Source organism: Pseudomonas sp. Root569, assembly GCF_001427465.1.
GTDB classification, from domain to species: Bacteria; Pseudomonadota; Gammaproteobacteria; order Pseudomonadales; family Pseudomonadaceae; genus Aquipseudomonas; species Aquipseudomonas synxantha.
In genome coordinates, this window is sequence record NZ_LMGQ01000029.1 from 1 (window position 1) to 26,132 (window position 26,132).

Here is a 26,132-nt window from a genome sequence, read left to right on the forward strand (position 1 = left end):
CAGCGTGGTTTAACGGGGCGCCTAAGATCAAAAGCAACATCAAGAGCGGCTCGCTGCGCATCGTGGTTACGGTTGGCGGCGGGCTTTTGCTTTTCTGTGGGAGCGGGCTTGCCCGCGAAAGACCTGAGAGCGCCGCGTTCATTCTGGCTTTCCGCTCCATTCATGACTTTTACAGGGCTTATTCCATGCTCCAACTGATCTTGGGCGGCACACGCTCTGGCAAGAGTCGCCTTGCTGAAAAGCTCGCCAGCGACAGCGGTTTATCCGTCACGTATATCGCCACCAGCCAGCCGCTGGACGGTGAAATGAATCAGCGGATTGCCCTGCATCGTGGGCGTCGTCCAGACCATTGGGGGTTGATTGAAGAACCCCTTGAGCTGGCGCGGGTACTGGGTGAATACGCCGCTGCCGACCATTGCCTGTTGGTGGACTGCCTGACGTTATGGCTCACCAATCTTCTGATGCTCGAAGACGCCGATCGCCTGGCGTTCGAGCGTGATCAACTGCTGCAAACCCTGGCGTCGCTGCCGGGGGAAATTATTTTTGTCAGCAACGAGACCGGTCTGGGTGTCGTGCCGCTGGGCGAATTGACTCGCCGTTATGTGGATGAAGCCGGTTGGCTGCATCAAGCTTTGGCCGAGCGGTGTCAGCGTGTTGTGTTGACGGTCGCCGGTCTGCCCCTGACTTTGAAAGGTACTGCGTTATGACGGATTCCTGGTGGCTCAAGCCCTGCAAGGCCATTGATGCCGCTGCCCACGAACAGGCGCTGGCACGCCAGCAGCAGTTGACCAAGCCGGCTGGTTCCCTCGGGCAGTTGGAAGCGCTGGCGGTGCAGTTGGCGGGCTTGCAAGGCCAGGTCAAACCGTCGGTAGATCGACTGTGGATCGCGATTTTTGCCGGCGATCATGGCGTGGTTGCCGAAGGCGTGTCGGCATTTCCTCAGGAGGTGACTGGGCAGATGCTGCATAACTTTGTCACCGGTGGTGCGGCGATCAGCGTGTTGGCGCGGCAGCTGGGTGCGCAGTTGGAAGTGGTCGACCTCGGCACCGTCACGCCGTCGCTGGATTTGCCCGGCGTGCGTCACCTGAATATCGGCGCGGGCACGGCCAATTTTGTCGAAGGCCCGGCGATGACTCAGGCCCAGGGGCAACTGGCCCTGCAAGCCGGACGAGACAGCGTGAGCCGCGCCCTGGACAGCGGCGCGCAGTTGTTTATCGGCGGCGAGATGGGCATCGGCAATACTACTGCGGCCAGCGCCTTGGCCTGTGCCTTGCTGGATTGCCCGGTGAGTGACCTGACAGGCCCGGGCACGGGTTTGAATGCCGCGGGTGTCAGCCACAAGATTGCGGTCATCGAGCGGGCATTGGCGTTGCATGCCGTTCAGCGTGGTGATGCGTTGCAAACGCTGTTCAACCTCGGCGGCTTTGAAATCGCGGCGCTGGTCGGCGCTTATCTGGCCTGTGCCCAAGAAGGTATTGCGGTGCTGGTGGATGGCTTTATCTGCAGCGTTGCCGCACTGGTGGCGGTGCGCTTGAACCCGGCGTGCCGCCAATGGCTGTTGTTCGGCCATCGGGGCGCCGAGCCGGGCCATCGCCATGTGCTGCACAGCCTGGATGCCCAACCTTTGCTGGAGCTGGGCCTGCGCCTGGGCGAGGGCAGTGGCGCGGCGCTGGCGGTGCCGTTGTTGCGCCTGGCGTGTGCACTGCATGGGCAGATGGCAACGTTTGCCGAAGCGGCCGTGGCGGATCGCCCCGCATGACCTTGCACCTGGACCTGCTGCGTCACGGCGAAACCGAGTTGGGTGGCGGCTTGCGTGGCAGCCTGGACGATGCATTGACTGCCACGGGCTGGGCGCAGATGCGTGCCGCCGTGGTGGGGCAGGGGCCGTGGGATCGTCTGATCAGTTCACCGCTGCAACGCTGTGCCTTGTTTGCCCAGGAGTTGGGGGCGCAGCTTAATGTGCCGGTAAGTCTTGAGCCTGATGTGCAGGAGCTTCACTTCGGCGCCTGGGAAGGTCAGAGCGCAGCCGCGTTGATGCAGACTGATGCCGAAGGGCTCGGCCTGTTCTGGGCGGATCCCTACGCTTTCACGCCGCCGCAAGGCGAGCCGGTCAGTGAGTTTTCCGAGCGCGTGCTCGGCGCTGTCTCACGACTGCATCGGGCTTATGCTGGCCAGCGCGTGCTACTGATCAGCCACGGCGGCGTGATGCGCCTGCTGTTGGCCCGCGCACGCGGTTTGCCCCGTGAGCAATTGCTTAATGTCGAAGTCGGCCACGGCGCTTTGTTCAGCCTGCAGGTTGGCGCCGACAGTGTCTTGAAGGAAGGAGCCTGACGATGCTGCCATTTTGGATCGCCCTGCAATTTCTCAGTAGCCTGCCGATCCGCTTGCCGGGCATGCCACAGCCCCAGGAGCTGGGCCGCTCGTTGCTGTTTTATCCGCTGGTGGGGTTGCTGTTCGGCGTATTGCTATGGGGCCTGAACCTGATGTTGATGGGCGCGCCCTTGTTGCTGCATGCCGCACTACTATTGGTGGCCTGGGTGCTGCTCAGTGGCGGCCTGCACCTGGATGGCCTGGCGGACAGCGCCGATGCATGGTTGGGTGGCTTTGGTGACCGCGAGCGCACCCTCAGCATCATGAAAGACCCGCGCAGCGGGCCGATTGCGGTGGTCACCCTGGGCCTGGTGTTGCTACTCAAGTTCAGCGCGTTGGTGGCCCTGATCGAACAGCACAATGGCGTGGCCTTGATCCTGGCGCCGCTGATCGGGCGGGCTTCGATGTTGGCGCTGTTTCTCACCACGCGCTACGTACGTGCAGGAGGATTGGGCCAGGCATTGTCCGATCATTTACCGCGGATTGTCGGCCAACAGGTGCTGATCCTCAGCGGCCTGGCGTGCGTCCTGATTGGTGGTTTCAACGGCGGCATCGCGGTGTTGCTGGCGGCGCTGTGCTTCGTGTGGCTGCGTCACTTGATGGTCAAGCGTCTGGGTGGTACCACGGGCGATACGGCTGGCGCGCTCTTGGAGTTGCTCGAAGTCGCTGTACTGGTCGGGCTGGCCCTGTAACCCTTTCTTGCATTTCCTTAACTCCGGGTATATACACGCTCCATGCTTGCCTCCCAATGTTTATGCACCAACCTGCGACGCGCCGCCCGTGGCGTCAGCAGGCACTACGACGGCGCTCTCGACGGCTTCGGGATCAACGTTGCCCAGTATTCTCTGCTGTGTAACTTGCAGCGCCTTGACCAACCGAGCATTTCCAGCCTGGCCGAGGCCATGGGCCTGGACCGTAGCACCTTGGGGCGTAATCTGCGCGTGTTGGAAGGCGAAGGGCTGGTGCAGTTGGTCGAGGGTGACGATCTGCGCAACCGCCTGGTGGTGTTGACCGAAACGGGGCAGGAGCGACTGGCCGCGGCCTTGCCGGCCTGGGAAGCGGCGCAACAGAAACTGATTGATAAGTTGGGCGCCGAAAAGCGCGAAACGTTGTTGGCCTTGCTGGACGAACTCGCCTGACGCGCGGTTTGTTCGACTATAAGCGGGTATATACCCGCGAGCGGAGAATAAGAAATGACCTCGATGTGGCGCACCAGCGGTTGGATCCTTGTGGGGAGTGCGCTGATCCTGGCGCTCTCCCTGGGCGTACGGCATGGCTTCGGCTTGTTCCTGTCGCCCATGAGCAGCGAATTTGGCTGGGGGCGTGAGACCTTTGCCTTCGCCATTGCCTTGCAGAACCTGATCTGGGGCCTGGCCCAACCGTTTACCGGGGCCTTGGCAGACCGGTTCGGCGCGACCAAGGCAGTGTTTGTCGGCGGCGTGTTGTATGCCGTGGGCCTGGTGCTGATGGGCATGTCCGACTCTGCGTGGTCGCTGTCCCTGAGCGCAGGCTTGCTGATTGGTATTGGCCTGTCCGGTACTTCGTTCTCGGTGATTCTTGGTGTGGTCGGCCGCGCCGTAGCCCCGGAAAAACGCAGCATGGCCATGGGCATCGCCAGCGCCGCCGGCTCCTTCGGCCAGTTCGCCATGGTCCCCGGCACCCTCGGCTTGATTGGTTGGTTGGGCTGGTCTGCGGCACTGCTGGCGTTGGGCTTTATGGTGGCGTTGATCCTGCCGCTGGTCGCGATGCTCAAGGATCGGCCGCTGCCGGCCACGGTCGGTCAGCAAACCCTGGGCGAAGCTCTCAAGGAAGCCTGCTCTCACTCAGGGTTCTGGCTGTTGTCCTTCGGTTTTTTTGTCTGTGGTTTCCAAGTGGTATTTATCGGTGTGCATTTGCCGGCATACCTGGTCGACCAGCACCTGCCGGCCACGGTGGGCACGACGGTGCTGGCCTTGATCGGCCTGTTCAACGTGTTCGGCACTTACACGGCCGGGTGGCTGGGCGGGCGCATGTCCAAGCCGCGCCTGCTCACCGGCCTGTACCTGTTACGGGCCGTGGTGATCGTATTGTTCCTATGGGCGCCGGTCACTGAAGTCACCGCCTATCTGTTTGGCATGGCGATGGGGTTCCTGTGGTTGTCCACCGTCCCCCTGACCAACGGCACCGTCGCGACCTTGTTTGGTGTACGCAACCTCTCAATGCTCGGTGGGATCGTGTTCCTGTTCCACCAACTCGGCTCATTCCTTGGTGGTTGGCTGGGCGGGGTGGTCTATGATCGAACCGGCAGCTACGATTTGATCTGGCAGGTGGCGATTCTGCTCAGCCTGCTCGCTGCGGCCCTGAACTGGCCGGTGCGTGAGCGCCCGGTGGCGCGTATGCAGGCGCAGATGGAGGCGGCATGAGGCTAGCGGTGCGCGTTATGGCCATGGCGGCCGGGTTGGTCCTGTTGCTGCTGGCCTGGTGGGGTTGGCAACAGGGCGGTCTGGCGTTGATGCAACTGGGCATGGCGATCTGTTAAGTTCAATGCCTGAACTGACTCAAGGACTTTGATCATGCTGATGCGCTGGCTCGCTGTACCCGTCCTCATGGCTGTTGGCAGCTTGGCCATGGCTGCCGACTGCCCGCCGCTCTTGGAGGGCCAACTGCCCAAGCTGCGGGCCAAGGAATCCATTGACCTGTGCCAGCGCTTCGCCGGCAAGCCCCTCGTTATCGTAAATACGGCGAGCTTTTGTGGGTTTGCACCGCAATTCAAAGGCCTCGAGGCGTTATACCAGCGCTACAAGGACCAAGGTCTGGAAGTGATTGGCGTGCCGTCGGATGACTTCAAGCAGGAAGCCAAGACCGGCGAAGAGACCGCCAAGGTCTGCTACGTGAACTACGGCGTGACCTTCACCATGACCGAGCCGCAGAAAGTCAGGGGGCCGGATGCAGTGCACCTGTTCAAGCTGCTGGCGCAGCAGAGCAGTGCGCCGAAGTGGAATTTCTATAAATACGTGGTGGACCGCCAGGGCAAGGTAATTGCCAACTTTTCCAGTGTGACCAAGCCGGACAGCCCGGACCTGATCAAGGCGGTGGAAGAGGCATTGGCGTCCAAACCCTGAGCCGCGACCAATGAAAAGCCCCGCCTCCTGTGCAGAAGAGCGGGGCTTTTTTATACCGCTGCGAATCAGAAGCGGTAGGTCATACCCAGGCCGAAACCGTTGGCACTGTTTTCATACTTGGCGTTGTAGCTGGCCAATGCGTTGGAGCGCGAAACCTTGACGTCTTCTTCCTTCAGGTAGGAGTAGGCCAGGTCGACGGTCATGTTCGGCATGACCTCGTAGCCCAGGCCCAGGCTGAAGATCGTGCGGTCGCCAGTCGGGATGCGTGGCGAGCGATCCGTGTTGTTGGTTGGCGATTGGTCAAAGGTCAGGCCGGTACGCAACACCACTTGCTTGGTGAGCTGGTACGAGGTACCCACGGCGTAGGCCCAGGTATCGTGCCAGTTCTGGTCTTCCTTGATAGTGCCCACCAGGGCAGGAGCGAGCGCACCACCCGTTGCGCCGCTCACGCCGTCGTTCTTGACGGTGATGTCTTTCAAGCGGCTCCAGCGTGTCCACGTTGCACCCGCATAGAGTTTCCAGGCGTCGGTCAGGTCTTGGGTGACCGACAGGTCATAGGACTCAGGTGTATCAATCTTCAGCGATGCATCGTAGCGATTGCTGCGCAGGGCTGCAGCGGTCGCTGCAGGGGCAGTGACTTCAGTGTGGCCGTCCAGCTTGTAGCTGACCTTGGAGTGATAGGTCAGGCCAACGCGGGTAGTATCGGTGGCTTGTACCAGCACGCCAATATTGAAGCCCAGCGCGGTGTCGTCGCCCTTGATCTTGATGTTGGTGTCTGGCGCACGAGCATTCAGCGTCAGGTCTGATTCCAGGGTGCCGGCGATGCGGTTGATGGTCGGGCCAAAACCAACGGAAACACGGTCGTTGAAGGCGTAGCTGACCGTTGGCTGGAAGGTGATGACTTTCACTTCACTCTTGCTGCCAAAGCCACGGCCCTGGAAGCCGCTTTCGTAGTCAGTCACCAGCCCGAACGGTGCATAGACGCCGAAGCCGACAGCCCACTGATCATTGAGTTTATTGGTGTAGAAACCGAAAGGGACGGCAGTGAAAGGCACCATGTCGCCTTTGTTGCTACCGCGGGAGCGGCCGCTGACGTCGCTGATATCAGTGGAGGCATCAATGGCAGCAACACCGCCGGTGATCTGTTGACCTTCCAGACGTGCCATACCGGCAGGGTTACCGAACACAGTGCTTGCATCATCGGCAGAGGACGAGCGACCTGCGAAACCGGTACCCATCCCGCTGACGCTCTGCTCGTTCAGGGCAAAGCCGCTGGCGAACAGTTGGGAGGATGCCATGGCAACGGCGAGGCTAAGTGTGGTCTTGAGCATTACTTTTTTCATTATTAGAACTCCGTGGTGATCACCGCTGCGGAAAGTATCAATAAATTTCGCATCGCGCTATAGGCTGTAATACAGGAGATAGAGCGGTTTTGTAGGACAATCAGACCAGAATTCAGGTTTTTTGGCGAATCTTGCATTTTGCCCGGTCAACACGCCGCCTGTTTTATGGGGCAGGCGCAGGTTTGCCACGCTTGAGTGAAATCCCGCAGACGACCTTGTGGATGGAAAATTTCTTTCCATATACGCGCCATGGCCAGCACATCGCCGGGCGCAGGCAGGGTGTAGCGACGCTGTTCCACCAACAGCCAAGCGATGGCCGTGGCGTAGCGCAGGTTTACAGTCAGTTCCAACTGAGGTGCACTGAGGAAGGCATGTTGGCTGGCCAGCCCGCGGACCAGGCTCGCCCGCTCGGGGTCCAGCGCCAGGTAGTCATCCCAGAGCGCACGGTGGCGCGGTTCGGTGATGCTGTAGAGGCCATGGCCGCGTCGATCATGCAAGGCCGAACCCAGTTCCGATTGGCTGGCAGCAATGCCCAGTAGCAGGGATTCGGCTGCAGCGTCATGGCGGCCGAGGTACATCAACGTCGGCCTGATCACATAACGACACAATTCGCTGGCGGCAATACCCATACAAGCCTCAGTCCAATATAGGGGGGGACGAGCCTGAGAAGGGAGGGCTTGGCAGCGGTGAATCGGATCTCAGGCCCGTCGCAAGCGGATCATGCCGCTCGAGTTGAAGTGTAGTGTCATATTTATGATGTAAAGGACTGTTTTTAAAACATCTTCTTCATTCGGTTATAACGTTTATATCTATTTGTACTTAATTCAAGGGCTTGGCGACCATATTCCAGGCAATAAAAAACCCTGTTTTTCAGACAGGGTTTTTGTATTTCAGCGACTCGGGTCGATCAGGCAGTCAATGCCTGACGGGTACGCTCGATCACGGCCTGCAGCGGCTCTGCGCTGGAGTATTGATCGGGGTACAGGCGTTCGCTGTGACGTGCGATGCCGTGTTCGTTGACCAGGGTGAAGCTGAAGCAGCCTTTGCGAGCGGCCATGATCAGGCAGTTCATTGGGGCAAAAGCGTTAGTGAGGGTGCGAATGGCATCCTGAGTGTGGATTTGAGCGTTCATATTATTGGTGTTCCTACAAATGACACGGATAAGAACCGTGCAACGTTAAAACGTTCCAGTAACGCTGATCACCATTGATCAAGCGAAGAACCTGACTGGAACAAAGCAGCCAGTTTGAAGCGCTGATAAATTAGGCGCGCTTGGGCTGGCAGGTAGGTACTTAGGAGGGCAGGCAACACAACAGGGGCAAAGGTTCTGGGCCCAGGGTGAAGATCCTGATCAATTTGCAGGTTGGTTCGGTCAGAGTATTGAAACTTCGCGACACCCTTTGCTTGTTCAAAGGCTGTGTCGTCGCAAGGAATACCTGGAAACCATCGAGGTGGTCGATCCCATGTGTTCAGGGGATTTGTTCGACCAGAATTGACTTTCAGCTTGGTACTAACGCCGCGGATAGTAACGGATCGAAACGGGGAAGGGAAGGGCAATGGCAAAAAAACTTCAATCAACCGCCGAGCCACCCGCGGTAGACCAGTACCGTTATCGAGGCTGCTAGAGCGCAACCCAAGCCGTAGGCCGCAAGCGTCAGGCGCAAGGACTGCCCGCTCTCGATCACGCCCATGACCTCGCGCATGTCATTGATCCTGCCGTCACCCAATTCAATGCACAGGCTCACTGCGGTGAAAGCCGCCGCCAACAGGATCGCGCTGGCGAACAGCGCGCCGTCCGGGGAAGGTAGCACGGCATTGATGCCCAGGGAGGTCGCGCAGATGGCCAATAGCAGCACGGCGAATAACAGAATTCCTTTCATCGGCCCTACAGGGTTGCGTTGTCGGTGGGGCAGTGTGGCGAGACGCGACACATTTGGAAAGTCCCTGGGTTTGTCCGGGCAGTAACATGTTTAAGGCATGTTGAATCAAAAAACGCTGACCTTATAACCCCCACGCGGGTACTTGTGCACATTGGTTGCGACGTGTGTAACCCCTCTGTTCCTGACCTTGAACGGCGCGCATTTGCCTGCATTCAAAATTTAAGTCAATGAAAAATCTCGCTTTTTTTTATTGGTGAAAAAATCGTCAGTTTGACTGCGGCCCCCGTTCCGTGGGCCTTTGCGCCCGTTCAAGGGGGGTTGTCCACTGAGTTATCCACAGCTTCTGTGGATTGTCCCGAGCGCTTGCTCTAGAACGGGCGTGCCGGGTTTTTTCAGCTTTACCTGTACGAAAAAAAGAGTAGAGTGGCGCGCCTTCTGTTCTGTCCCGCAGTGCTTTATGAAGTTTCGCTCAGTATCACCTTCTGTTACCGACACTCGTCAAACTGTTACCGCCCCCAAGCGTTTCTCCTTGAAGGTCGCTTTGTGGCTGCTCGATAGCCCTCGCCTGGGGCAAAGTACCAACATCAAACACTTCGCTGGACGCTTGCTCAAACAGCCAGCCCGGGAAGGGGTGGTGGCCGCGCAGAGCCGTCTGGGCCAACTGATGTGTCGGGAATGCGGGAACGCCCGCGACCGCCGTATAGGCTACGACCTGCTGCGCTCGGCCGCCCGCGCCGGCGACCGGCGCGCCCAGCGCGAACTGGGGCAGGTCGAAGACTGAGCTGTCCTCCAGCCCTGCGCTTGGTTACCCTTGTTTTTTTCGGTGATGGCAGAAATGGCTATGGTTGTTGACTGGACCAGTATCGCCTTGGGACTTGTTGGCGCAGCAGTACCTTTGTTGGCGCTGTGCTGGCAACTCCAGCGACGTCTAAGCGCGCGGGCCACCGGCTGGGAACTGCTGGAAGAGCGCCTGGCGACCGCGCAACTGGCCCAGGAGGGGCTCGCTGCCCAATTGGACGCCAGCCGCGATGAGATCAGTGACCTGAGCCACGCTAATGCCGCCAAACAGGCCGACCTGGCTGCCCTGCGCCGCGAAGTCGAGCTGCTGCAGATCGACCGCGATAACGCCCGCGACGCCGCCCACGCCTGGAACCTCGACCGCAGTGCCAAGGAAACCGAGCTGCGGCGTCTCGACGCCCTGGCGGCGGCCCTGAGCGCGGAGCTGCGCGAGCAACAAGAGAGCCATCAACAACGCCTCACTGACCTGCAAGGCTCACGGGATGAGCTGCGTGCGCAGTTCGCCGAGCTGGCCGGCAAAATCTTCGATGAGCGTGAGCAGCGCTTTGCCGAAACCAGCCAGGAACGCCTGGGCCAACTGCTCGATCCGCTCAAGGAGCGCATCCAGTCGTTCGAGAAGCGAGTCGAAGAAAGCTACCAGAACGAAGCCCGCGAGCGTTTTTCCCTGGCCAAGGAGCTGGAGCGCTTGCAGCAACTGAACCTGCGCCTGTCGGATGAAGCCACCAACCTGACCCGGGCCCTCAAGGGCCAGAAAACCCAGGGCAACTGGGGCGAGCTGATCCTTGAGCGGGTGCTGGAGCACGCGGGCCTGGAGAAAGGCCGTGAATACCAGACCCAGGTCAGCCTCAAAGGCCCGGATGGCGAGCGTTTCCAGCCGGACGTACTGATCATGTTGCCGGGCGACAAGCAGGTGGTGGTCGACTCCAAGGTCAGCTTGACCGCCTATCAGCAATACGTCGCGGCGGATGATGAGGTAATTGGCCAGGCGGCGCTCAAGCAGCACGTGCTGTCTCTGCGCAATCACGTCAAAGGCTTGGCCGGCAAGGATTACAAGCGCCTCGAAGGTTTGCACAGCCTGGACTTCGTCCTGCTGTTCGTGCCGATCGAAGCGGCTTTTTCCGCGGCATTGCAGGCCGAGCCCAACCTGTTCCAGGAGGCCTTTGACCGCCATATCGTGATTGTCAGCCCGACCACCTTGCTCGCCACCCTGCGGGTGATCGACAGCCTGTGGAAGCAGGAGCGCCAGAGCCAGAACGCCCGGGAAATCGCCGAGCGTGCCGGGTGGCTGTACGACAAGTTCGTGCTGTTTATCCAGGACCTGGACGAGGTGGGCAATCGGTTGCAGCAGTTGGACAAGGCTTACAGCGCGGCGCGAAACAAACTGACAGATGGACGCGGGAATCTGGTCAGTCGTACCGAGCAACTAAGGCTGCTCGGTGCCCGTGCCAGTAAGAGCCTGCCGGCGGATCTGCTGGAACGGGCGATGACAGATTCGGATGGCGTAGCGCATCTCCCCGAATAAACACAGGGTCAAAATGTGGGAGGGGGCAAGCCCCCTCCCACATTTTGACCGAGTACAAGCCATTTACAGAGGCAGGTGCCTGCTCAACAGTGCCCGCAACGCCGCCGGCTTCACCGGCTTGGCCAGGTAATCCAACCCCGCGCCATGCACCTCGGCGACCATCTCCGGGCGCCCGTCGGCGCTGATCACCACACCGGGAATCGGCTCGGCCAGTTGCGCTCGTAGCCAGCCCATCAGCTCGGTGCCGGTTTCGCCATGGTCCAGGTGGTAATCCACCAGTGCCAGTTGCGGGCGCATGCCGTCGGCCAGCAGTGCCGCACATTCGGCCTGATTGGCTGCGGTCCAGACTTCGCAGCCCCAGCGCGTGAGCAGGCTGCGCATGCCGATCAGGATGCTCTCCTCGTTATCCACACACAGCACCCGGGCGCCGCTCAAAGGCAGGCCGTTTTCCGCCGGCGCCTTGGGTTGCGGGCTGGCCTGGTTGCGCGCCAGCGGCACGCACACGCTGAAGACGCTGCCCTTGCCCGGCCAGGAGCGCACGCTCAATTGATGCCCCAGCACACGGCACAAGCCGTCGGCAATCGCCAGGCCCAGGCCCAGACCCTTTTCAGCCCGGGTCTGGTGGCTGTCCAGGCGCTTGAACTCTTCGAAAATCACCTTTTGTTTATCCAGCGGAATGCCTGGGCCGCGATCCCAGACTTCCAGGCACAGTTCGCCTTGGCGTCGACGTACGCCAAGCAGCACTGGGCCGTCGGCATAACGGAAGGCATTGGTCAGAAAGTTCTGCAGGATCCGCCGTAGCAACTTGATGTCGCTGTCTACCCGCAAGCGGCTGCCGCGCCAACGGAAGCGCAAGCCTTGCTCATGGGCCAGCGCCTTGAACTCAGCGCCCAGGGTGTCGAACAGCTCATTGAGTACAAAGGGCTGGCGTTGTGGATTGATCTTGCCGTTTTCCAGGCGGGAGATATCCAACAGGTCGCTGATCAGGTCTTCGGCCGAGCGCAACGAGCTGTCCAGGTGCTGCACCAACTGCCGTGCCTCGCTGGACAGGCCGTCGTGCTGATGGGAGAGGGCGGCGGAGAACAGCCGTGCGGCGTTCAGCGGTTGCATCAGATCGTGGCTCACCGCCGCCAGGAATCGCGTCTTCGATTGGCTGGCGGACTCGGCCACGCCCTTGGCGTCGGTGAGGGCCACATTGAGCTGCGACAGTTCATGGGTGCGTTCGGTGACCCGCTGTTCCAGGCCCTCGTTGGCCTCGGTCAGCGCTTGTTCGGCTTCGCGGAACGCGGTGATGTCGGTGAAACTCATGACAAAGCCGCCGCCGGGCATCGGGTTGCCGATCAGCTCGATCACCCGACCATTGGGAAACAGGCGCTCGGATGTGTGCGCACGGCCCTGGCGCATCCAATGCAGGCGGCGCGCCACGTGCACTTCTGCCTCGCCAGGCCCGCACAAGCCGCGCTCGGCGTTGTAGCGAATAATGTCGGCAATCGGCCGGCCGACGCTGATCAGGCCGTCCGGGTAGTTGAACAGCTCCAGGTAGCGCCGGTTCCAGGCCACCAGTTTGAGGGACTGGTCCACCACGCTGATGCCCTGGGTAATGTTCTCGATGGCGCCTTGCAGCAGGGCACGGTTGAACTGCAGCACCTCGGAGGCCTCGTCGGCGATTCGTACGACGTCCTCCAGCTGCATTTCCCGCCCTTCAATCGCCGCTTTCACCACGGCTCGCGTCGAAGAGGCACCCAGTACACCCGCCAGCAAGCGTTCGGTGTGGGCAATCCAATCGTTATCGGCATTCTGGTTGGGGTTGAAGCCTTTGCCCTGGCGATAGGCAAAGCGAATAAAGCTCTGCTGGGCACGTTCTTCGCCGACAAAGCGTGCCGCCAGGCTGAGCAGGTCGCTGATCTGCACCGACAACATGGACCGGGCATTGGCACGCTGGCTGATTTCCTGGCCGATAAAACGCCCAGCCTGCCAGTGTTCGGACACCCGTGTGCGTGACAGCATTGACACCCACACGAACAAGGTGAAGTTACCCGCCAGGGAAAATACGGTGCCTAAGGTCAGCGATGTCACCGATAGTCCGAACGGGTGGGAATGCATCCAGGTCAGGCCGGGGAAAAGGCTGAGCGACCAACCCAGGCTTTTCGCGGTAACTGGCAGGACCAAGGTGTAGAACCACAGGAATGTACCCGCGGCCAAGCCGGCAAAGACGCCCCGGCGGTTGGCCTGCTTCCAGTAGAGTGCGCCGAGCATTGCCGGGGCCAGTTGGGTCACGGCGGCAAAGGCGATCTGGCCGATGGTAGCCAGGCTGGCGGTAGAACCCAGCAGGCGGTAGCTCACATACGCCAGCAACAGGATAATCACAATGCTCACCCGGCGTACCGAGAGCATCCAGTGGCGGAATACTTCAAATGGCCGCTCGGCGCTGGAGCGCCGTAACAGCCAGGGCAGCAGCATGTCGTTGGAAACCATGGTCGACAAGGCGATGCTGGCCACGATCACCATGCCGGTGGCGGCCGAGGCACCGCCAATGAACGCCAGCACAGCGAGAGCTGGATGGGCCTGGGCCATTGGCAGGCTGATCACATAGGAGTCTGGCAGCACCGAGCCAGGCAGCAGCATCTTGCCACCGAGGGCGATAGGCACCACGAACAGTGCAGCCAGGATCAAGTAGGCCGGGAACACCCATTTGGCCAGGCGCAGATCCTGGGGGTCGATGTTTTCAACCACGGTCACATGGAATTGCCGTGGCAGACAGATAATCGCCATCATGGCGACGCCGGTCTGTACCACCATAGAGGGCCAATTGATGGTCTCTTTCCAGTATTCCTCCAGGCGTGGCGCGAGCATCGCCTGGCTGAACAGGTCGCCGAAACCGTCGTACAAGCCGTAGGTGACAAACGCACCGACGGCAAGAAAAGCAAACAGCTTGACCAGGGACTCAAACGCAATCGCCAGCACCATGCCGCGATGGTGTTCGGTGGCGTCGAGGTTGCGCGTACCAAACACAATGGTAAACAGCGCCAACACCAGGGACACGATCAAAGCCGTGTCCTGGGCCCGGGTGCCGGTGGTGTCGGGGCCGGCGCCGATCAATAGGTTCACCCCCAGTACGATGCCTTTGAGTTGCAACGCGATATAGGGCAGCACGCCGACCAGGCAGATCAACGCCACCACCACCGCCAGGGACTGGGATTTGCCGTAGCGGGCGGCGATAAAGTCGGCAATCGACGTGATGTTTTCCTGCTTGCTGATCAGGATCATCTTCTGCAGCACCCAGGGTGCCAACACCAGCAGCAGCACCGGTCCCAGGTAGATCGGTAAAAATGCCCACAACTGTTCGGCGGCCTGGCCTACAGCGCCAAAGAAAGTCCAGCTGGTGCAGTACACGGCCAGCGACAAACTGTAGACCCACGCACGCACACGCGGTGGCAGCGGCGCATGGCGGCGGTCACCGTAAAAGGCAATGGCAAACATAATGGCCATATAGGCCAGGGCAACGGCGGCAATCAGCCCGCTGGACAGCGTCATGGTAACTCCGAGCATAAGAACACCCAGGCACTCCAGGCCCGGTTGGACAGTCTCGCATGATGCCTGGGGTTAGTCAGTGTCGACCAAGGTCGTGTGGGATCTAATGTCGCAGGTGCGTCAGCGCGGTGGCAGGGTTTTCTGGCGCAGGATATAGATCGTCACCAGGACCGCACTGGTCAGCATGAAGCCGCGTGCCCAGGGCAGGGGTACCAGATAGCAGGAGATCGCGATGCTCAACCACATCAAGCCGATGGCGTAGACCTTGCCTTTGAGCGGGATGCCATTGCCGTCCAGGTAGTCACGGATCCAGGGGCCCAGGCGCGGGTGCTCCACCAGCCAGCGGTAGAAACGCGGGGAGCTTCGAGCGAAGCAGGCGGCGGCGAGCAGGAGGAAGGGCGTGGTCGGCAACACCGGTAGGAAAATGCCTATCACTCCCAGCGCTACGCTGAGCCAGCCAATGGCCAGCAGCGCGTAGCGCAGGAGCAGCGAGCGGTTGCCCATGGGTGCCACGGGCAAGCGACTCAGTGGTGACGTGGCTTGAGGATCGCCGGTTTTTCGTCAGGCGCGTTGCACAGCAGGTACAGCGCGGTGAGGGCTTCCGGGATCTGTACGATCATGTCGTCCATCAGGTTGGCGTCGGCGGCGATGTCGGCGAACTCCGGCTGGTCGTCGAACAGGCCGGAACCGACCATGATCGGCAGCAGCATTTCGCTGACTTCTTCCTCGGCGGTTTCGAACCAGGCGGCTTCGCGCAGGAACACGCCTTCCATGAAACCGATGCACCAACCGCGCAGGTCGGAGTCGTCCGGCTCTTCACCCAGGTCCAGGTCGCATGGCAGCTCGAATTCCTCATCGGAGGCCAGCTGGCGGCCGATGTGGGCCTTGAGGGCCAGCAGGGTGGCTTCGATTTCTTCGCGCTGGGCGGCGTCGGCGTAGTGAGGCTCTTCGGCGAACAAGGCGTCGATCCACTCACGGTCCGGTACCACGTCAGAAGAGATCGACAGGGCGGTCAGGTAGCCGTGGGCGGCCACGTAGTCCAGCGCCTCGTCATGCAGCTCATCGGCGTCGAGGAAGGCTTGCAGGCGGGTTAGTTGCTCAGCGAAGGACATTGAAGGGCTACCTTGGGAATAAACGATGCTGAATTCTAGGCTTTCTTGAGCGCCCAGGCCAGCCGCACCGCACATTTGCCCGGTTTTAGCGTGGGCGTCTATTCGTCAGGCGCGCCCTTTGGCGGATGATGCTCGGGTATACTGCCGCGTTTTGTGATGCCCCTGCAGGCCCAGCGCCAATCCGGGAAAACTTCGCTTACGGATTATTTACCGTGGCAGCGCATTTTTTCGGCCAGCCTGTACAGAGGGATTTCGGCACCATTTTGGAGTTTTACATGCTCGAGCAGGCTCAACGCGTCCTCAAGGACATCTTCGGCTACGACAGTTTTCGTGGCCGCCAGGGTGCGATCATTGAGCGCGTGGCCAATGGCGGCGATGCCCTGGTGCTGATGCCTACCGGTGGCGGCAAATCCTTGTGCTTCCAGGTGCCGGCACTGTTGCGCAATGGCCTGGCCGTGGTGGTGTCACCACTGATTGCGCTGATGGACGATCAGGTCGCCACCCTTGAAGAGCTCGGTGTCGCCGCTGCGTCGTTGAACTCCACCCTCAGCGCCGAACAGCAGCGCGACCTGGCCGCCCGCATCAAGCGTGGCGAGGTGAAGATGTTGTATCTGGCACCCGAGCGCCTGGTGCAGCCGCGCATGCTGTCCTTCCTGCAGAGCCTGGACATTGCCCTGTTCGCCATTGACGAAGCCCACTGTGTATCGCAATGGGGGCACGATTTCCGCCGCGAATACCTGCAGCTTGGCCAGTTGGCGGAACTGTTCCCCGACGTGCCGCGCATCGCCCTGACCGCCACCGCCGACAAACGTACCCGCGAAGAGATCGTCGAGCGCCTGCATTTGCAGAACGCCGAGCGTTTCCTGTCGAGCTTTGACCGACCGAATATTTTCTACCGCATCGTGCCCAAGGAGCAGCCGCGCAAACAGTTGCTGGCGTTCCTGTCCGAGCGGCGTAGCGATGCGGGCATTGTCTATTGCCTGTCGCGCAAGAAGGTCGACGAAGTCGCCGCATTCCTTTGCGAACAGGGCTATCCGGCGTTGCCTTACCACGCAGGCCTGCCGAACGATCTGCGTGCCTATCACCAGAAGCGCTTCCTCAACGAGGAGGGCCTGATCATGGTGGCGACCATCGCCTTCGGCATGGGCATCGACAAATCCAACGTGCGATTCGTCGCGCACATGGACCTGCCCAAGTCCCTGGAGGCCTATTACCAGGAAACCGGGCGCGCCGGCCGTGATGGCCTGCCGGCAGATGCCTGGATGGTGTACGGCCTGCAAGACGTGGTGATGCTCAAGCAGATGCTGCAGAACTCCGAAGGCGACGAACGCCATAAACGCCTGGAGCAGCACAAGCTCGATGCCATGCTGTCATTGTGTGAAGAGACCCGCTGCCGGCGCCAGACGCTGCTGGCCTATTTCGACGAAGACATGCCCGAGCCCTGTGGCCACTGCGATAACTGCATCGACGGTGTGCAGACCTGGGACGCCACCGAGCCGGCGCGCCAGGCATTGTCGACGATCTACCGCACCGGCCAGCGCTATGGCGTGGGTCACCTGGTGGATGTATTGCTGGGCAAGGACAACGAAAAAATCCGCAGCTTCGGCCACGAGAAACTCTCGGTCTACGGCGTTGGCAAGGCCCGCGCCGAAGGCGAGTGGCGCTCGCTGTTCCGGCAGATGGTTGCCCGTGGCCTCGTCGATATCGACATTGAGGGTTACGGCGGGCTGCGCCTGAATGACAGTTGCCGACCGTTGCTCAAGGGTGAGGTGAGCCTGGAGCTGCGCCGTGACCTCAAGCCCCAGACCACCGCCAAGAGCAGCAGCACCAGCCAGGCCAGTCAGCTTGTACGGGGCGAGGAGCGCGAACAGTGGGAAGCCCTGCGCACCTTGCGGCGCAAACTGGCGCAGGAACACAGCGTGCCACCCTACGTTATCTTCCCCGACTCCACCTTGCTGGAGATGCTTCGCGAACAACCCACTACCATGGCCGAGATGGCCCGGGTCAGCGGTGTGGGTGCGCGCAAGCTTGAGCGTTACGGCCAGGCGTTCCTCGAAGTGCTTGGTGGCCAGGCCGAAGCACCGAAGGAAGTGGCCGATATTCGCCACGAACTGATCAGCCTGGCCCGCGCCGGAATGACCCCGATCCAGATCGCTGGCCAGCTGCAATGCTCGGAAAAAAATGTGTATACCTTGCTCGCCGAAGCCATCGGCAAGCAGCAATTGTCGTTGGAGCAGGCCCTTGATTTGCCTGAGGATTTGCTCGGCGAGATTCAGGATGCATTTCTCGATGGAGAAGGCGAATTGCCACCTGTCGCGGAGATCGCCTCGTTGTTCACCGGACGTGTTCCTGAGGGCGTTTTGTACTGCGTACGTGCCGCTTTGCAGTCGGAATTCGAAATTTAATGCGCCAATTACGACAATGTAACGAATCAGTACATACCGGGCCTTGCCTACTGACATGGCTCATGCTTAGCTGACTAATAATTAGCCATACTTTATTTTCAGTCTTAAACATGAGTTTTTTATGCCGTTAACCGATCAACACCGTTTTGGCATGCAATTGGCGCAAATGTCCCGAGGTTGGCGCGCCGAGCTGGACCGCCGCCTGGCGGGGCTGGGCTTGTCCCAGGCGCGATGGCTGGTGCTGTTGCATTTGGCCCGTTTTGCACAAGCCCCTACCCAGCGTGAATTGGCACAAAGTGTTGGCGTGGAAGGGCCGACCCTGGCGCGTCTGCTCGACAGCCTGGAAGGCCAGGGCCTGGTGCAACGTCAGGCCGTGGTGGAAGACCGCCGCGCCAAACGCATCCTGCTGTGTGATACCGCCCAGCCGCTGATTGATCAGATCGAGACCATTGCCACGGCGTTGCGTCATGAGTTGTTCGTTGGGGTGAATGAAGAGGATCTGCGCGTGTGCATGCGTGTGCATGAGCACATCCTGGCGAACCTGGAAAAGTCCTGATCGCCCATTCACTGGGGATCAAAATGTGGGAGGGGGCTTGCCCCCGATTGCGGTGGGCCAGCTACAGAATTGTTGACTGATACCCCGCCATCGGGAGCAAGCCCCTCCCACATTAGTTCGGTGTTGTGTCAGAAGGTCTGGCCGAGGTTCAGGTACACCGCCTTCTGGTTATCATCATTGAACCCATAGCTGAAATTCAGCGGTCCCAGAGGCGTATCAAACCCGAGGAAGATACTCGCGGCGTTGATATAGCCGCTGTCGAACTCATTATCGTTATTCCACGCCCGGCCCCGTTCCAGTGAGGCGCCCAGGTACAACGGGAAGTCCAGCGGCAGGTACGAACGCGGGGTCAGTCGGCGGAAGTACACCGCACGCATCAGGCTGACGTTCTGCCCAGAGATCGCATCCTGGCGAAAGCCCGACAATTGCCGCGCTCCACCCAGCTGGAAGCTGGAAATCACCACATCGGAATCATCCAGGGTACGTCCGTAACGACCGCCCAGTATCAACGTGTCCGGGCCATGGCTCATGGCCTTGTCCAGCTTGAACTCCCATTGGCGGTAACGCTGGTCCGAGCCCAGCCCCGGTTCGAACTCACGATAGGCCAGGCCGATGTCCTCGCCGCTATGGGGGAAGTACACGTTGTCAAAGGAGTCGAATGAATATTTAAGTTCATAGAAGCCTTCGCTGAAGCTCACGCTCGGCAGGTCGCGGTCGCCAATACGTACGTCGGCCTTGCCCCAGGCTTCGCCAACGCCGAAGCGGATCTCGCCGCTGTTGCCGATCTGCCGGCCCACGTTCAAGCCGAAACCGTAGCGTTCCAGGCGATATTCGGAAATGGGGTCATTGTCCAGGACCAGTTCTACGTTCTGCGCCTCGGCTCTGATATACGGCGCGACAAAGTAACGCGAGCCGGTGTCCATCGGCTGGTAGAACTCGCTGTACAGCTCTTGCCGATCACCGATCTGCACCCGCGTCAGCCATTCGGCGCCGAGGCGGTTGATACCGTTGACGCGATAGCTGGCGCCGAGATTGAAGGCGCTGTCGCCGCGCATATCATCGGACAGGTTCAAGCCCAGGCGCAGGTAATCGGTGCCGCTGCGTTTGCCGCGCGCGCTGATCACCAGGGTATTGTCCTGGCCTTTTTTCACCACGCGGTATTGCACCTGCTCGAAGTAATCCAGGCCGTACAAGGTGCCCATGTCCGATTGCAGGCGGCCCAGGTTCAGTGGCTCGCCCAGCCCCTGGCGGATGTAGTAGCGGATCACGTCGTCACTGACTTTGGAGTCGTTTTCCACCTGTATCGCGGTGATCACCGGGGTGCGCTCGCCTGGCGTGCGAGCAGCCACCAGCTCAGGGTCGATAGGCTCGGCGGGGCGCAGGTGCGCCAGGCGTACATCAAGGGCGCGGGTGGCGCGGTAGCCGGCGTCGATCATGTCCTTGGCGCGGCCGAAGTCCGTCACGCCATAGGCGGCCAGGGGCGGCTGGATCAGCACATCCTTGGGGTTCAGGGCCTTGAGTTGTTCTTCGGAATTGCGCCGGGTCATCAGGGTGATGGATTGGTTGAGCACGTCCACCACGGTTGCCAGTTGCTTGCGCGAGCGCAGCGGGGTGCCGATATCGACCACTATGGCGATGTCGACGCCCATCTCCCGCGCCACATCCAACGGAATATTGTCGGTCATGCCGCCGTCCACCAGCAGGCGCCCGTCGAGCTCCACCGGAGCGAACACGGCAGGGATCGACATGCTGGCGCGTATCACCTGGGGCAGGTGGCCCTTGCTGAACACGACTTTTTCGCCGGTGGTGATGTCAGTGGCCACGGCGCGGAACGGGATCGGCAGCTTGTCGAAGTTACGGGTGTTGCTGCTATGGGCAAACATGCTTTCCAGCAGCAGCGCCAGGTTCTGGCCCTGGATCACGCCCAGCGGCAGGCCGAGGCTGCCGTCGTCGCGGAAACTGAGTTTCTGCTTGACCAGGAAATCCCGGTCGTCCTGTTTGCGTCGAAACGGTACGTCTTCCCGCGGTGGGGCGTCCGACAGGGCCTGCTGCCAGTCGATACCCAGCGCCAGCTTCTCCAGTTCATCGATCTTGTAGCCCGACGCGTACAGCCCACCGATCACCGCGCCCATGCTGGTGCCGGCAATCGCGTCGATATGGATACCCTGTTCCTCAAGGGCCTTGAGCACGCCGATATGCGCCAGGCCGCGGGCGGCACCGCCGGACAGCACCAGGCCGATTTTGGGGCGTGATGTTTCCAAGGCGTCGGCAAGCAGGGGGACAAGGCACAGGAGCAGGCAGGACAACAGGCGGCGCATCATCAATCTCGAGGCTGGGCGATAAAGGCCGCTATTATAGCCACCCGATTCGCCGGGCCCGTCATGTGAGGAGCCGCTTAAATTATGTCTGCAAGCAAACCTGAGATCGTTATCACTTATTGCACCCAGTGCCAGTGGCTGTTGCGCGCTGCCTGGCTGGCCCAGGAGCTGCTCAGTACATTTGCCGATGACCTGGGGCGCGTGGCGTTGGAACCGGCCACCGGCGGCACCTTTCGCATCACCTGCGATGGGGTGCAGATTTGGGAGCGCAAGGCCGACGGCGGCTTTCCCGAAGCCAAGGTGCTTAAACAGCGGGTGCGTGACCAGATCGACCCGCAGCGCGACCTGGGCCATAACGATCGTACGCAATGAAGGTCACCGCCACAGAGGGGCGGTGACCCTATCGCTACTTGGCGGCAAGCTTTTGCTTGATAAAACCGACCACCCACGTCAACACCAAGCCACCGACGCCACCGCCGACAATATTGCTGCCGACCGCAGCCACATCCAGCGCTTCGCCATGGGTGGTGCCGGTGAGTGCGGCGACAATCTGGCCCAGCACCAGGCCGCCGACCCCGCCGAGAAAGGTATTGAGCCCTGTCCCCAGGCTCTGCCTGGTCATGCCGGCAATGTTGCCGCCGACGGCACCGCTGATGATCTGGACCAGCAAGCTGATGAGCATTTCCATGATGAAGCTCCTGCATCGCATTGAGGGATGACCACTCGCTTGCAGCAACTTCAGAAAACACCATGGCTGTCGTCGAGGAGTCTTTATCCGTTGAACGACTACAGACTGTTGCGGACGCTTGAAGTATAGATCAGGCCGTTGCCGTCGGTTGTTTCGCCTGGCTGGCGCTGCCCATCAAGCCGGAAAGCACGATGGCGACGATGATCAAGGCACCGCCCAGCAGCATGCGCAAGGTCGGCGTTTCGGCGAACAACAGCCAGGCTACGGTGATGCCGTAGACCGGTTCCATGGCAAACACCACCGAGGCGGTGCGTGCCTTGATCACGGCGAGGCTGGCGACAAACAGGCTATGGGCAAGGCCAGTACAAAACACGCCCAGCAGCCCGATCCACAACCAGTCAATGGCGCGCACGTCCGCGAGTCCCGGAGCGGCCACCGGCAGCAGGCACACGGCGACCACCACGTTCTGGCACAGCGCTGCCTGCACGGCAGGAACGCGCCCGGAGCTGGCGCGATTGTTCAGCGACAACAAGGAGAACAACAACCCCGAGGCGATCCCCCACAGCAACCCGCCCGTGGCCTCGCTGGCGAGGTTGAAATCCGGGGTGACCAGCACCAGGCCAACGCTGACCAGGACCACCAACAGCACTTCATTGGCACGAATGCGCTCGCGGAAGATCAACCCTTCAAGGATCACGGTAAAGGCCGGGAAGGCCGTGAACCCCAGGGTTGCCACGGCCACGCCGGCGACTTTGACGGCAATGAAGAACGTCACCCAATGGGCGGCCAGCAGCACACCGCTGACCAGCAAGCGGCGCCAGTCGCGCATCTCCAGTTTCTTCCAGGGCGCGTTGCTGGCAAAGCGGGCAAACACCGCCAGGGCAAGCACGGCAAACGCCGCACGCCCAAACACGATGATGGCAGGGGAGGCCGCTGCCAGCTTGCCGAATACGCCAGTGAGGCCAAACATCAGTGCGCCGATATGCAGGGCGCCAAGGGCTGAGCGGGGAGTCATTGTGATCCTTGAACCAACGGGGTAACAGCCTCGCAGTCTAGAGGGTTGGTTCGCGGGCGTCTGTCGCCGGTCTCGCGTTTTTTAGCGTGGGGCTCTTGTCAGTCGCCCCGGCGCAGGGCGCTAGGGGAGGCGCCAAACTCGCGAAGCATGGCTGCACTGAATGCGCTCTGCGAGGCATAGCCAACGCGCTCGGCAATCTCACCGATGGCCAACGGTGTGCCGCGCAAAAGCTCCAGCGCCATATGCAGGCGACGACTGCGTAGATAATCCATCGGCGTCTGCCCGCATTCGGCCATGAAGCGTGCATGCAGGCGCGCCACGCTAAGCCCGGCGATACGCGCAAGGTCAGCCACCTGCAACGGGTGCGCAGCGTGGCGCTGGATATGGGCATTGAACGCCGCATAAGGCAAGCGTCGACCTGGCAGCGCTTGGGCCTGGGGCTGATTGAGACTGGCCAGTAACAGCACCGCACCTTGCTGGACGATCAGCGGGTCGTGCACCGGGCTGTGCGCCAGCCACTGCACCAGTTGGCTTTGCCGCGGATTCAGCGTCAGTCGCGACGGTTGCCCCAGCAAGCGACGACTGGCATCGGCATGCTCACCCAAAGATTGCACCACCCAATGCTCGGTCGGTACATCCAGCACCAGGCAGCGGCTACCGTCGCGGCTGCCACAGGCGTGGTGGGTGGAGAAGGGCAGCACCATCACACTGCTTTCGCGTACCTGGCTGCCACGGCCATCGACTTCCAGGTCCAGGTGCCCGGACAGACCGAACACCAGCTGCGCATGATCATGGCTGTGGGCGATGGGCGCTTCGAGGTAATGGCGTAGCGTGAGGCTCGGGCTCATCGCGGTCTCCAGGGCGGCAATGCGCCAGTCTACAACGCTTTGCGGGCATCGAGCGCTGTCATCAGACTGACGCATGGCTGTCATGGGCTATTAATCGCCAAGGCGCAAGCTCGCGAAAACAGCGTCGAGGGATGCCCATGAGCCATGCCGAGTTCACCAAGCCCAGCCGCAAGCAACGGGTGCGAACCCTGTGGATTTCCGACGTGCATCTGGGCACCCGGGATTGCCAGGCTGAACACCTGTCACAGTTTCTCAAGGGCTATCACGCCGACAAGGTTTACCTGGTGGGCGACATTATCGACGGTTGGAAAATGCGCGGCGGCATGTATTGGCCCCAGGCCCACACCAACGTGATCCGCCGCCTGCTGACCATGGCCAAGCGCGGCACCGAGGTGATCTACGTCACCGGCAACCATGATGAGTTTTTAAGACGCTATTCCAAGCTGATCCTCGGCAATATCCAGTTGGTGGACGAGGCCGTGCATGTAACCGCCGATGGTCGGCATCTGTTGGTCATCCACGGCGACCAGTTCGATGTGATCACCCGCTATCACCGTTGGTTGGCGTTCCTCGGTGACTCGGCCTACGAATTCACCCTCACCCTCAACCGCTGGCTCAATCATTGGCGTGCACGCTATGGCTACGGCTACTGGTCGCTGTCGGCGTACCTGAAGCACAAGGTGAAAACCGCCGTGAGCTTTATCAGCGATTTCGAAGAGGCCATCGCCCACGAAGTCACCAGGCGCGAACTGCATGGGGTGGTGTGCGGGCATATCCATCATGCCGAGATTCGCAAGGTGGGGGAGGTGGATTACCTCAATTGCGGGGATTGGGTGGAGTCATGCACGGCGTTGATCGAGCACTGGGATGGGCATATCGAGCTGTATCGGTTGGCGGATGCTCAGGCCAGGGAGGCGCAGCTCAAGGCTGAAATGGTCACGGGCTAAAAACCAACTCGGTTAAAAATGTGGGAGGGGGCTTGCCCCCTCCCACATTGGGTCCCGGGGTTTTCAGCTGGAAACGTCGGCGATAGCTTGGGCCAGCAGCGTCAAACGTGTCGCATCCACCCCGGCCACGTTGGCCCGGCCTGAACTGACCATATACACGCTGTGCTTCTCGCGCAGTTGCTTGACCTGATCGGCACTCAAACCGGTATAGGAAAACATCCCGCGTTGTGCGCCGATATGGGCAAACTTCTCGGCCAAGCCATGGGGCGCCAAGGCTTCCACCAACCCGGAACGCAAGTGCGCGATCCGCGAACGCATGGCCTCGACTTCCTCGCTCCACAGTTTTTTCAGCTCGGCATCACCAAGAATGGTCGCGACCACGGCAGCACCATGATCAGGCGGCGTCGACCACAGATTGCGCGCGATATTCGCCAGTTGGCTGCGCACATCGGTGAGTTTTTCCGCATCCGCTGCACATACGATCAACGCGCCCACACGATCGCGATACAAACCAAAATTTTTCGAGCAGGAACTGGTGACCAGCACTTCCGGCAGTTCAGCTGCGAACAATCGCACCGCCCAAGCGTCCTGCTCCAGGCCATCGCCAAAGCCCTGGTAGGCAAAGTCGATCAGCGGCAGCAACTGGCGTTCACGCACAATCTGCAACACCTGGCGCCAATCATCCTGTGACAGGTCGAAGCCGGTCGGGTTGTGGCAGCAGGCGTGCAGTAGCACCACATCGCCCTCGGGCACCGTCGCCAGGGTTGCCAGCATCGCCGCCACATCCAGGCGGTTGTCACTGCCCACGTAAGGGTAATGACTGACCTTGAGTCCAGCCTTGGCGAAGATGGTTTCGTGGATCGGCCAGGTCGGATTGCTCAGCCACACGCCACGGCCAGGCAGGCTCTGGGCGATAAAATCGGCGCTCAAGCGCAGGGCACCGGTGCCGCCTGGGGTCTGGGTGGCGCCGGCACGGCGCTCGCGCAGCAAGGCCGAATCGGCACCGAGTACCAACTGGCTGATCAGCGTGCCGAAAGCCGCATCGCCATGGCCGCCGATGTAGGTCTTGGTCACCTGGGTATCGACCAGGCGCTGCTCCGCAAGCTTCACCGAGTGGGGAATCGGCGTCAGGCCCTGGTCGTCCTTATAGACGCCCACACCCAGGTCGAATTTGTCCGGGTTGGCGTCCTGGGCATACAGGTCCATCAGCCCGAGGATCGGGTCGCCGGGCACGCGGCCAATGGCGTCGAAGTGCATTACTTGCGGCCCTCGGCGGTCTTGGCCACTTCATCGGTGCGTGCGGCCATGATGAAGTCGTTGCGGTGCAGGCCCTTGATCGAGTGGCTCCACCAAGTCACAGTGACTTTGCCCCATTCGGTGAGCAGGCCAGGGTGATGGCCTTCGGCCTCGGAGATTTCACCCATGGCGTTGGTGAAGGCCAGGGCGAACTTGAAGTTCTTGAACAGGAAAACCTTTTCCAACTGCATGACGCCGTCGCGCACTTCGATGTTCCAGTCGGGGATCTGCTTGAGCAGCACTGGCAGTTCTTCATCGCTGACTTGCGGGGCATCGGCGCGGCAGGCTTCGCAGTGGGCTTGGTTCAAGGTGGTCATGGGCGGTGTCCTGAATTCGAATGTTTGAAGGTCAGTGGCGTCACCCTAAAGCAACGCGGGGCCAGGGAACAGACTCACCTGGCGT

General features: G+C 60.8%; 26 protein-coding genes. 13 read left to right on the forward strand and 13 right to left on the reverse strand.

Translation table 11 applies throughout. From position 1 onward, the window contains the following. The first annotated feature begins 185 nt into the window (after positions 1–185). The 7 genes from cobU (at position 186) to ASD70_RS26715 (ending at position 5,471) form a co-directional block, all read left to right on the forward strand. Positions 186–707, forward strand: a complete 522-nt coding sequence (cobU, locus tag ASD70_RS26685) for a bifunctional adenosylcobinamide kinase/adenosylcobinamide-phosphate guanylyltransferase (protein WP_056848032.1) — start codon at positions 186–188, stop codon at positions 705–707. Beyond that, on the forward strand, positions 704–1,759 hold the full coding sequence (gene cobT / locus ASD70_RS26690) for a nicotinate-nucleotide--dimethylbenzimidazole phosphoribosyltransferase (protein WP_056847904.1): 1,056 nt from the start codon (positions 704–706) through the stop codon (positions 1,757–1,759). The genes cobU and cobT overlap by 4 nt, the downstream gene beginning before the upstream one ends. Continuing rightward, positions 1,756–2,331 carry an alpha-ribazole phosphatase family protein gene (gene cobC, locus ASD70_RS26695; RefSeq protein ID WP_056847905.1) on the forward strand — a complete coding sequence of 192 codons (576 nt, stop codon included), beginning with the start codon at positions 1,756–1,758 and terminating at the stop codon, positions 2,329–2,331. Before cobT ends, cobC begins: the two co-directional genes overlap by 4 nt. Before the next feature lie 2 nt (positions 2,332–2,333). Next, entirely contained in the window at positions 2,334–3,062 is a 729-nt protein-coding gene (locus ASD70_RS26700; RefSeq protein WP_056847906.1) for an adenosylcobinamide-GDP ribazoletransferase, read from the forward strand. Positions 3,063–3,104: 42 nt separating this feature from the next. Continuing rightward, positions 3,105–3,509 (forward strand): MarR family winged helix-turn-helix transcriptional regulator, encoded by a 405-nt coding sequence (locus ASD70_RS26705; RefSeq protein WP_046071758.1) that lies wholly within the window; start codon positions 3,105–3,107, stop codon positions 3,507–3,509. 63 nt (positions 3,510–3,572) lie between these two features. After that, a complete protein-coding gene (locus ASD70_RS26710) occupies positions 3,573–4,772 on the forward strand; it encodes an MFS transporter (protein ID WP_162252764.1) in 1,200 nt (399 codons plus the stop codon). A gap of 150 nt (positions 4,773–4,922) precedes the next feature. Then, positions 4,923–5,471, forward strand: coding sequence for a glutathione peroxidase (locus ASD70_RS26715; protein ID WP_046071760.1), 549 nt, complete (start codon positions 4,923–4,925; stop codon positions 5,469–5,471). Positions 5,472–5,536: 65 nt separating this feature from the next. Here the strand turns inward: ASD70_RS26715 and ASD70_RS26720 are convergent, their stop codons facing one another. From ASD70_RS26720 to ASD70_RS26735, 4 genes are all read right to left on the reverse strand, one after another. Continuing rightward, positions 5,537–6,814 carry an OmpP1/FadL family transporter gene (locus ASD70_RS26720; protein ID WP_046071761.1) on the reverse strand — a complete coding sequence of 426 codons (1,278 nt, stop codon included), beginning with the start codon at positions 6,812–6,814 and terminating at the stop codon, positions 5,537–5,539. A 146-nt stretch (positions 6,815–6,960) separates the two neighbouring features. Continuing rightward, positions 6,961–7,443 carry a hypothetical protein gene (locus ASD70_RS26725; RefSeq protein WP_046071762.1) on the reverse strand — a complete coding sequence of 161 codons (483 nt, stop codon included), beginning with the start codon at positions 7,441–7,443 and terminating at the stop codon, positions 6,961–6,963. A 278-nt stretch (positions 7,444–7,721) separates the two neighbouring features. Then, positions 7,722–7,946, reverse strand: coding sequence for a hypothetical protein (locus ASD70_RS26730; RefSeq protein ID WP_005790139.1), 225 nt, complete (start codon positions 7,944–7,946; stop codon positions 7,722–7,724). Positions 7,947–8,388: 442 nt separating this feature from the next. Then, the gene (locus ASD70_RS26735; RefSeq protein ID WP_046071763.1) at positions 8,389–8,694 is read right to left on the reverse strand and encodes a hypothetical protein; all 306 of its coding nucleotides are present in this window, start codon (positions 8,692–8,694) and stop codon (positions 8,389–8,391) included. 457 nt (positions 8,695–9,151) lie between these two features. Here ASD70_RS26735 and ASD70_RS26740 point away from each other — a divergent pair, with 457 nt between their 5' ends. Further along, positions 9,152–9,475: a sel1 repeat family protein gene (locus tag ASD70_RS26740; protein ID WP_046071764.1), complete on the forward strand. Its 324-nt coding sequence runs from the start codon at positions 9,152–9,154 to the stop codon at positions 9,473–9,475. Positions 9,476–9,649: 174 nt separating this feature from the next. Then, on the forward strand, positions 9,650–11,014 hold the full coding sequence (gene rmuC, locus ASD70_RS26745; RefSeq protein WP_177342334.1) for a DNA recombination protein RmuC: 1,365 nt from the start codon (positions 9,650–9,652) through the stop codon (positions 11,012–11,014). Between the two features lie 63 nt (positions 11,015–11,077). On the opposite strand, the gene ASD70_RS26750 is transcribed toward rmuC, so the two are convergent. From ASD70_RS26750 to ASD70_RS26760, 3 genes are all read right to left on the reverse strand, one after another. Next, positions 11,078–14,548: a hybrid sensor histidine kinase/response regulator gene (locus tag ASD70_RS26750; protein WP_056847908.1), complete on the reverse strand. Its 3,471-nt coding sequence runs from the start codon at positions 14,546–14,548 to the stop codon at positions 11,078–11,080. 117 nt (positions 14,549–14,665) lie between these two features. Continuing rightward, positions 14,666–15,049, reverse strand: a complete 384-nt coding sequence (locus ASD70_RS26755; protein WP_046071767.1) for a YbaN family protein — start codon at positions 15,047–15,049, stop codon at positions 14,666–14,668. 20 nt (positions 15,050–15,069) lie between these two features. Then, the gene (locus ASD70_RS26760) at positions 15,070–15,657 is read right to left on the reverse strand and encodes a UPF0149 family protein (RefSeq protein ID WP_043049657.1); all 588 of its coding nucleotides are present in this window, start codon (positions 15,655–15,657) and stop codon (positions 15,070–15,072) included. Positions 15,658–15,932: 275 nt separating this feature from the next. Between ASD70_RS26760 and recQ the strand changes: the two genes are divergently transcribed. Together recQ and ASD70_RS26770 are read left to right on the forward strand one after the other, a co-directional pair. Beyond that, positions 15,933–18,062, forward strand: coding sequence for a DNA helicase RecQ (gene recQ / locus ASD70_RS26765; RefSeq protein ID WP_046071768.1), 2,130 nt, complete (start codon positions 15,933–15,935; stop codon positions 18,060–18,062). Between the two features lie 121 nt (positions 18,063–18,183). Next, on the forward strand, positions 18,184–18,618 hold the full coding sequence (locus ASD70_RS26770) for a MarR family transcriptional regulator (protein WP_046071769.1): 435 nt from the start codon (positions 18,184–18,186) through the stop codon (positions 18,616–18,618). Between the two features lie 128 nt (positions 18,619–18,746). Here the strand turns inward: ASD70_RS26770 and ASD70_RS26775 are convergent, their stop codons facing one another. Continuing rightward, positions 18,747–20,936, reverse strand: coding sequence for a patatin-like phospholipase family protein (locus ASD70_RS26775; RefSeq protein WP_056847909.1), 2,190 nt, complete (start codon positions 20,934–20,936; stop codon positions 18,747–18,749). Between the two features lie 84 nt (positions 20,937–21,020). Here ASD70_RS26775 and ASD70_RS26780 point away from each other — a divergent pair, with 84 nt between their 5' ends. Then, entirely contained in the window at positions 21,021–21,308 is a 288-nt protein-coding gene (locus tag ASD70_RS26780; protein ID WP_046071771.1) for a SelT/SelW/SelH family protein, read from the forward strand. Between the two features lie 34 nt (positions 21,309–21,342). On the opposite strand, the gene ASD70_RS26785 is transcribed toward ASD70_RS26780, so the two are convergent. From ASD70_RS26785 to ASD70_RS26795, 3 genes are all read right to left on the reverse strand, one after another. Then, complete coding sequence (locus ASD70_RS26785; RefSeq protein ID WP_056847910.1) at positions 21,343–21,624, reverse strand: hypothetical protein; 282 nt, start codon at positions 21,622–21,624, stop codon at positions 21,343–21,345. 130 nt (positions 21,625–21,754) lie between these two features. Then, entirely contained in the window at positions 21,755–22,639 is an 885-nt protein-coding gene (locus ASD70_RS26790) for a DMT family transporter (protein ID WP_056847911.1), read from the reverse strand. A 98-nt stretch (positions 22,640–22,737) separates the two neighbouring features. Further along, positions 22,738–23,487 carry an AraC family transcriptional regulator gene (locus ASD70_RS26795; protein ID WP_056847912.1) on the reverse strand — a complete coding sequence of 250 codons (750 nt, stop codon included), beginning with the start codon at positions 23,485–23,487 and terminating at the stop codon, positions 22,738–22,740. 137 nt (positions 23,488–23,624) lie between these two features. Between ASD70_RS26795 and ASD70_RS26800 the strand changes: the two genes are divergently transcribed. Next, positions 23,625–24,434 carry a UDP-2,3-diacylglucosamine diphosphatase gene (locus ASD70_RS26800; protein WP_056847913.1) on the forward strand — a complete coding sequence of 270 codons (810 nt, stop codon included), beginning with the start codon at positions 23,625–23,627 and terminating at the stop codon, positions 24,432–24,434. Between the two features lie 63 nt (positions 24,435–24,497). Here ASD70_RS26800 and ASD70_RS26805 read toward each other — a convergent pair whose 3' ends face one another. Both ASD70_RS26805 and ASD70_RS26810 read right to left on the reverse strand, forming a co-directional pair. Continuing rightward, complete coding sequence (locus ASD70_RS26805) at positions 24,498–25,691, reverse strand: amino acid aminotransferase (protein ID WP_046071776.1); 1,194 nt, start codon at positions 25,689–25,691, stop codon at positions 24,498–24,500. Continuing rightward, positions 25,691–26,047 carry a 4a-hydroxytetrahydrobiopterin dehydratase gene (locus ASD70_RS26810; protein ID WP_005790113.1) on the reverse strand — a complete coding sequence of 119 codons (357 nt, stop codon included), beginning with the start codon at positions 26,045–26,047 and terminating at the stop codon, positions 25,691–25,693. The genes ASD70_RS26805 and ASD70_RS26810 overlap by 1 nt, the downstream gene beginning before the upstream one ends. Between the last annotated feature and the right edge of the window lie 85 nt (positions 26,048–26,132).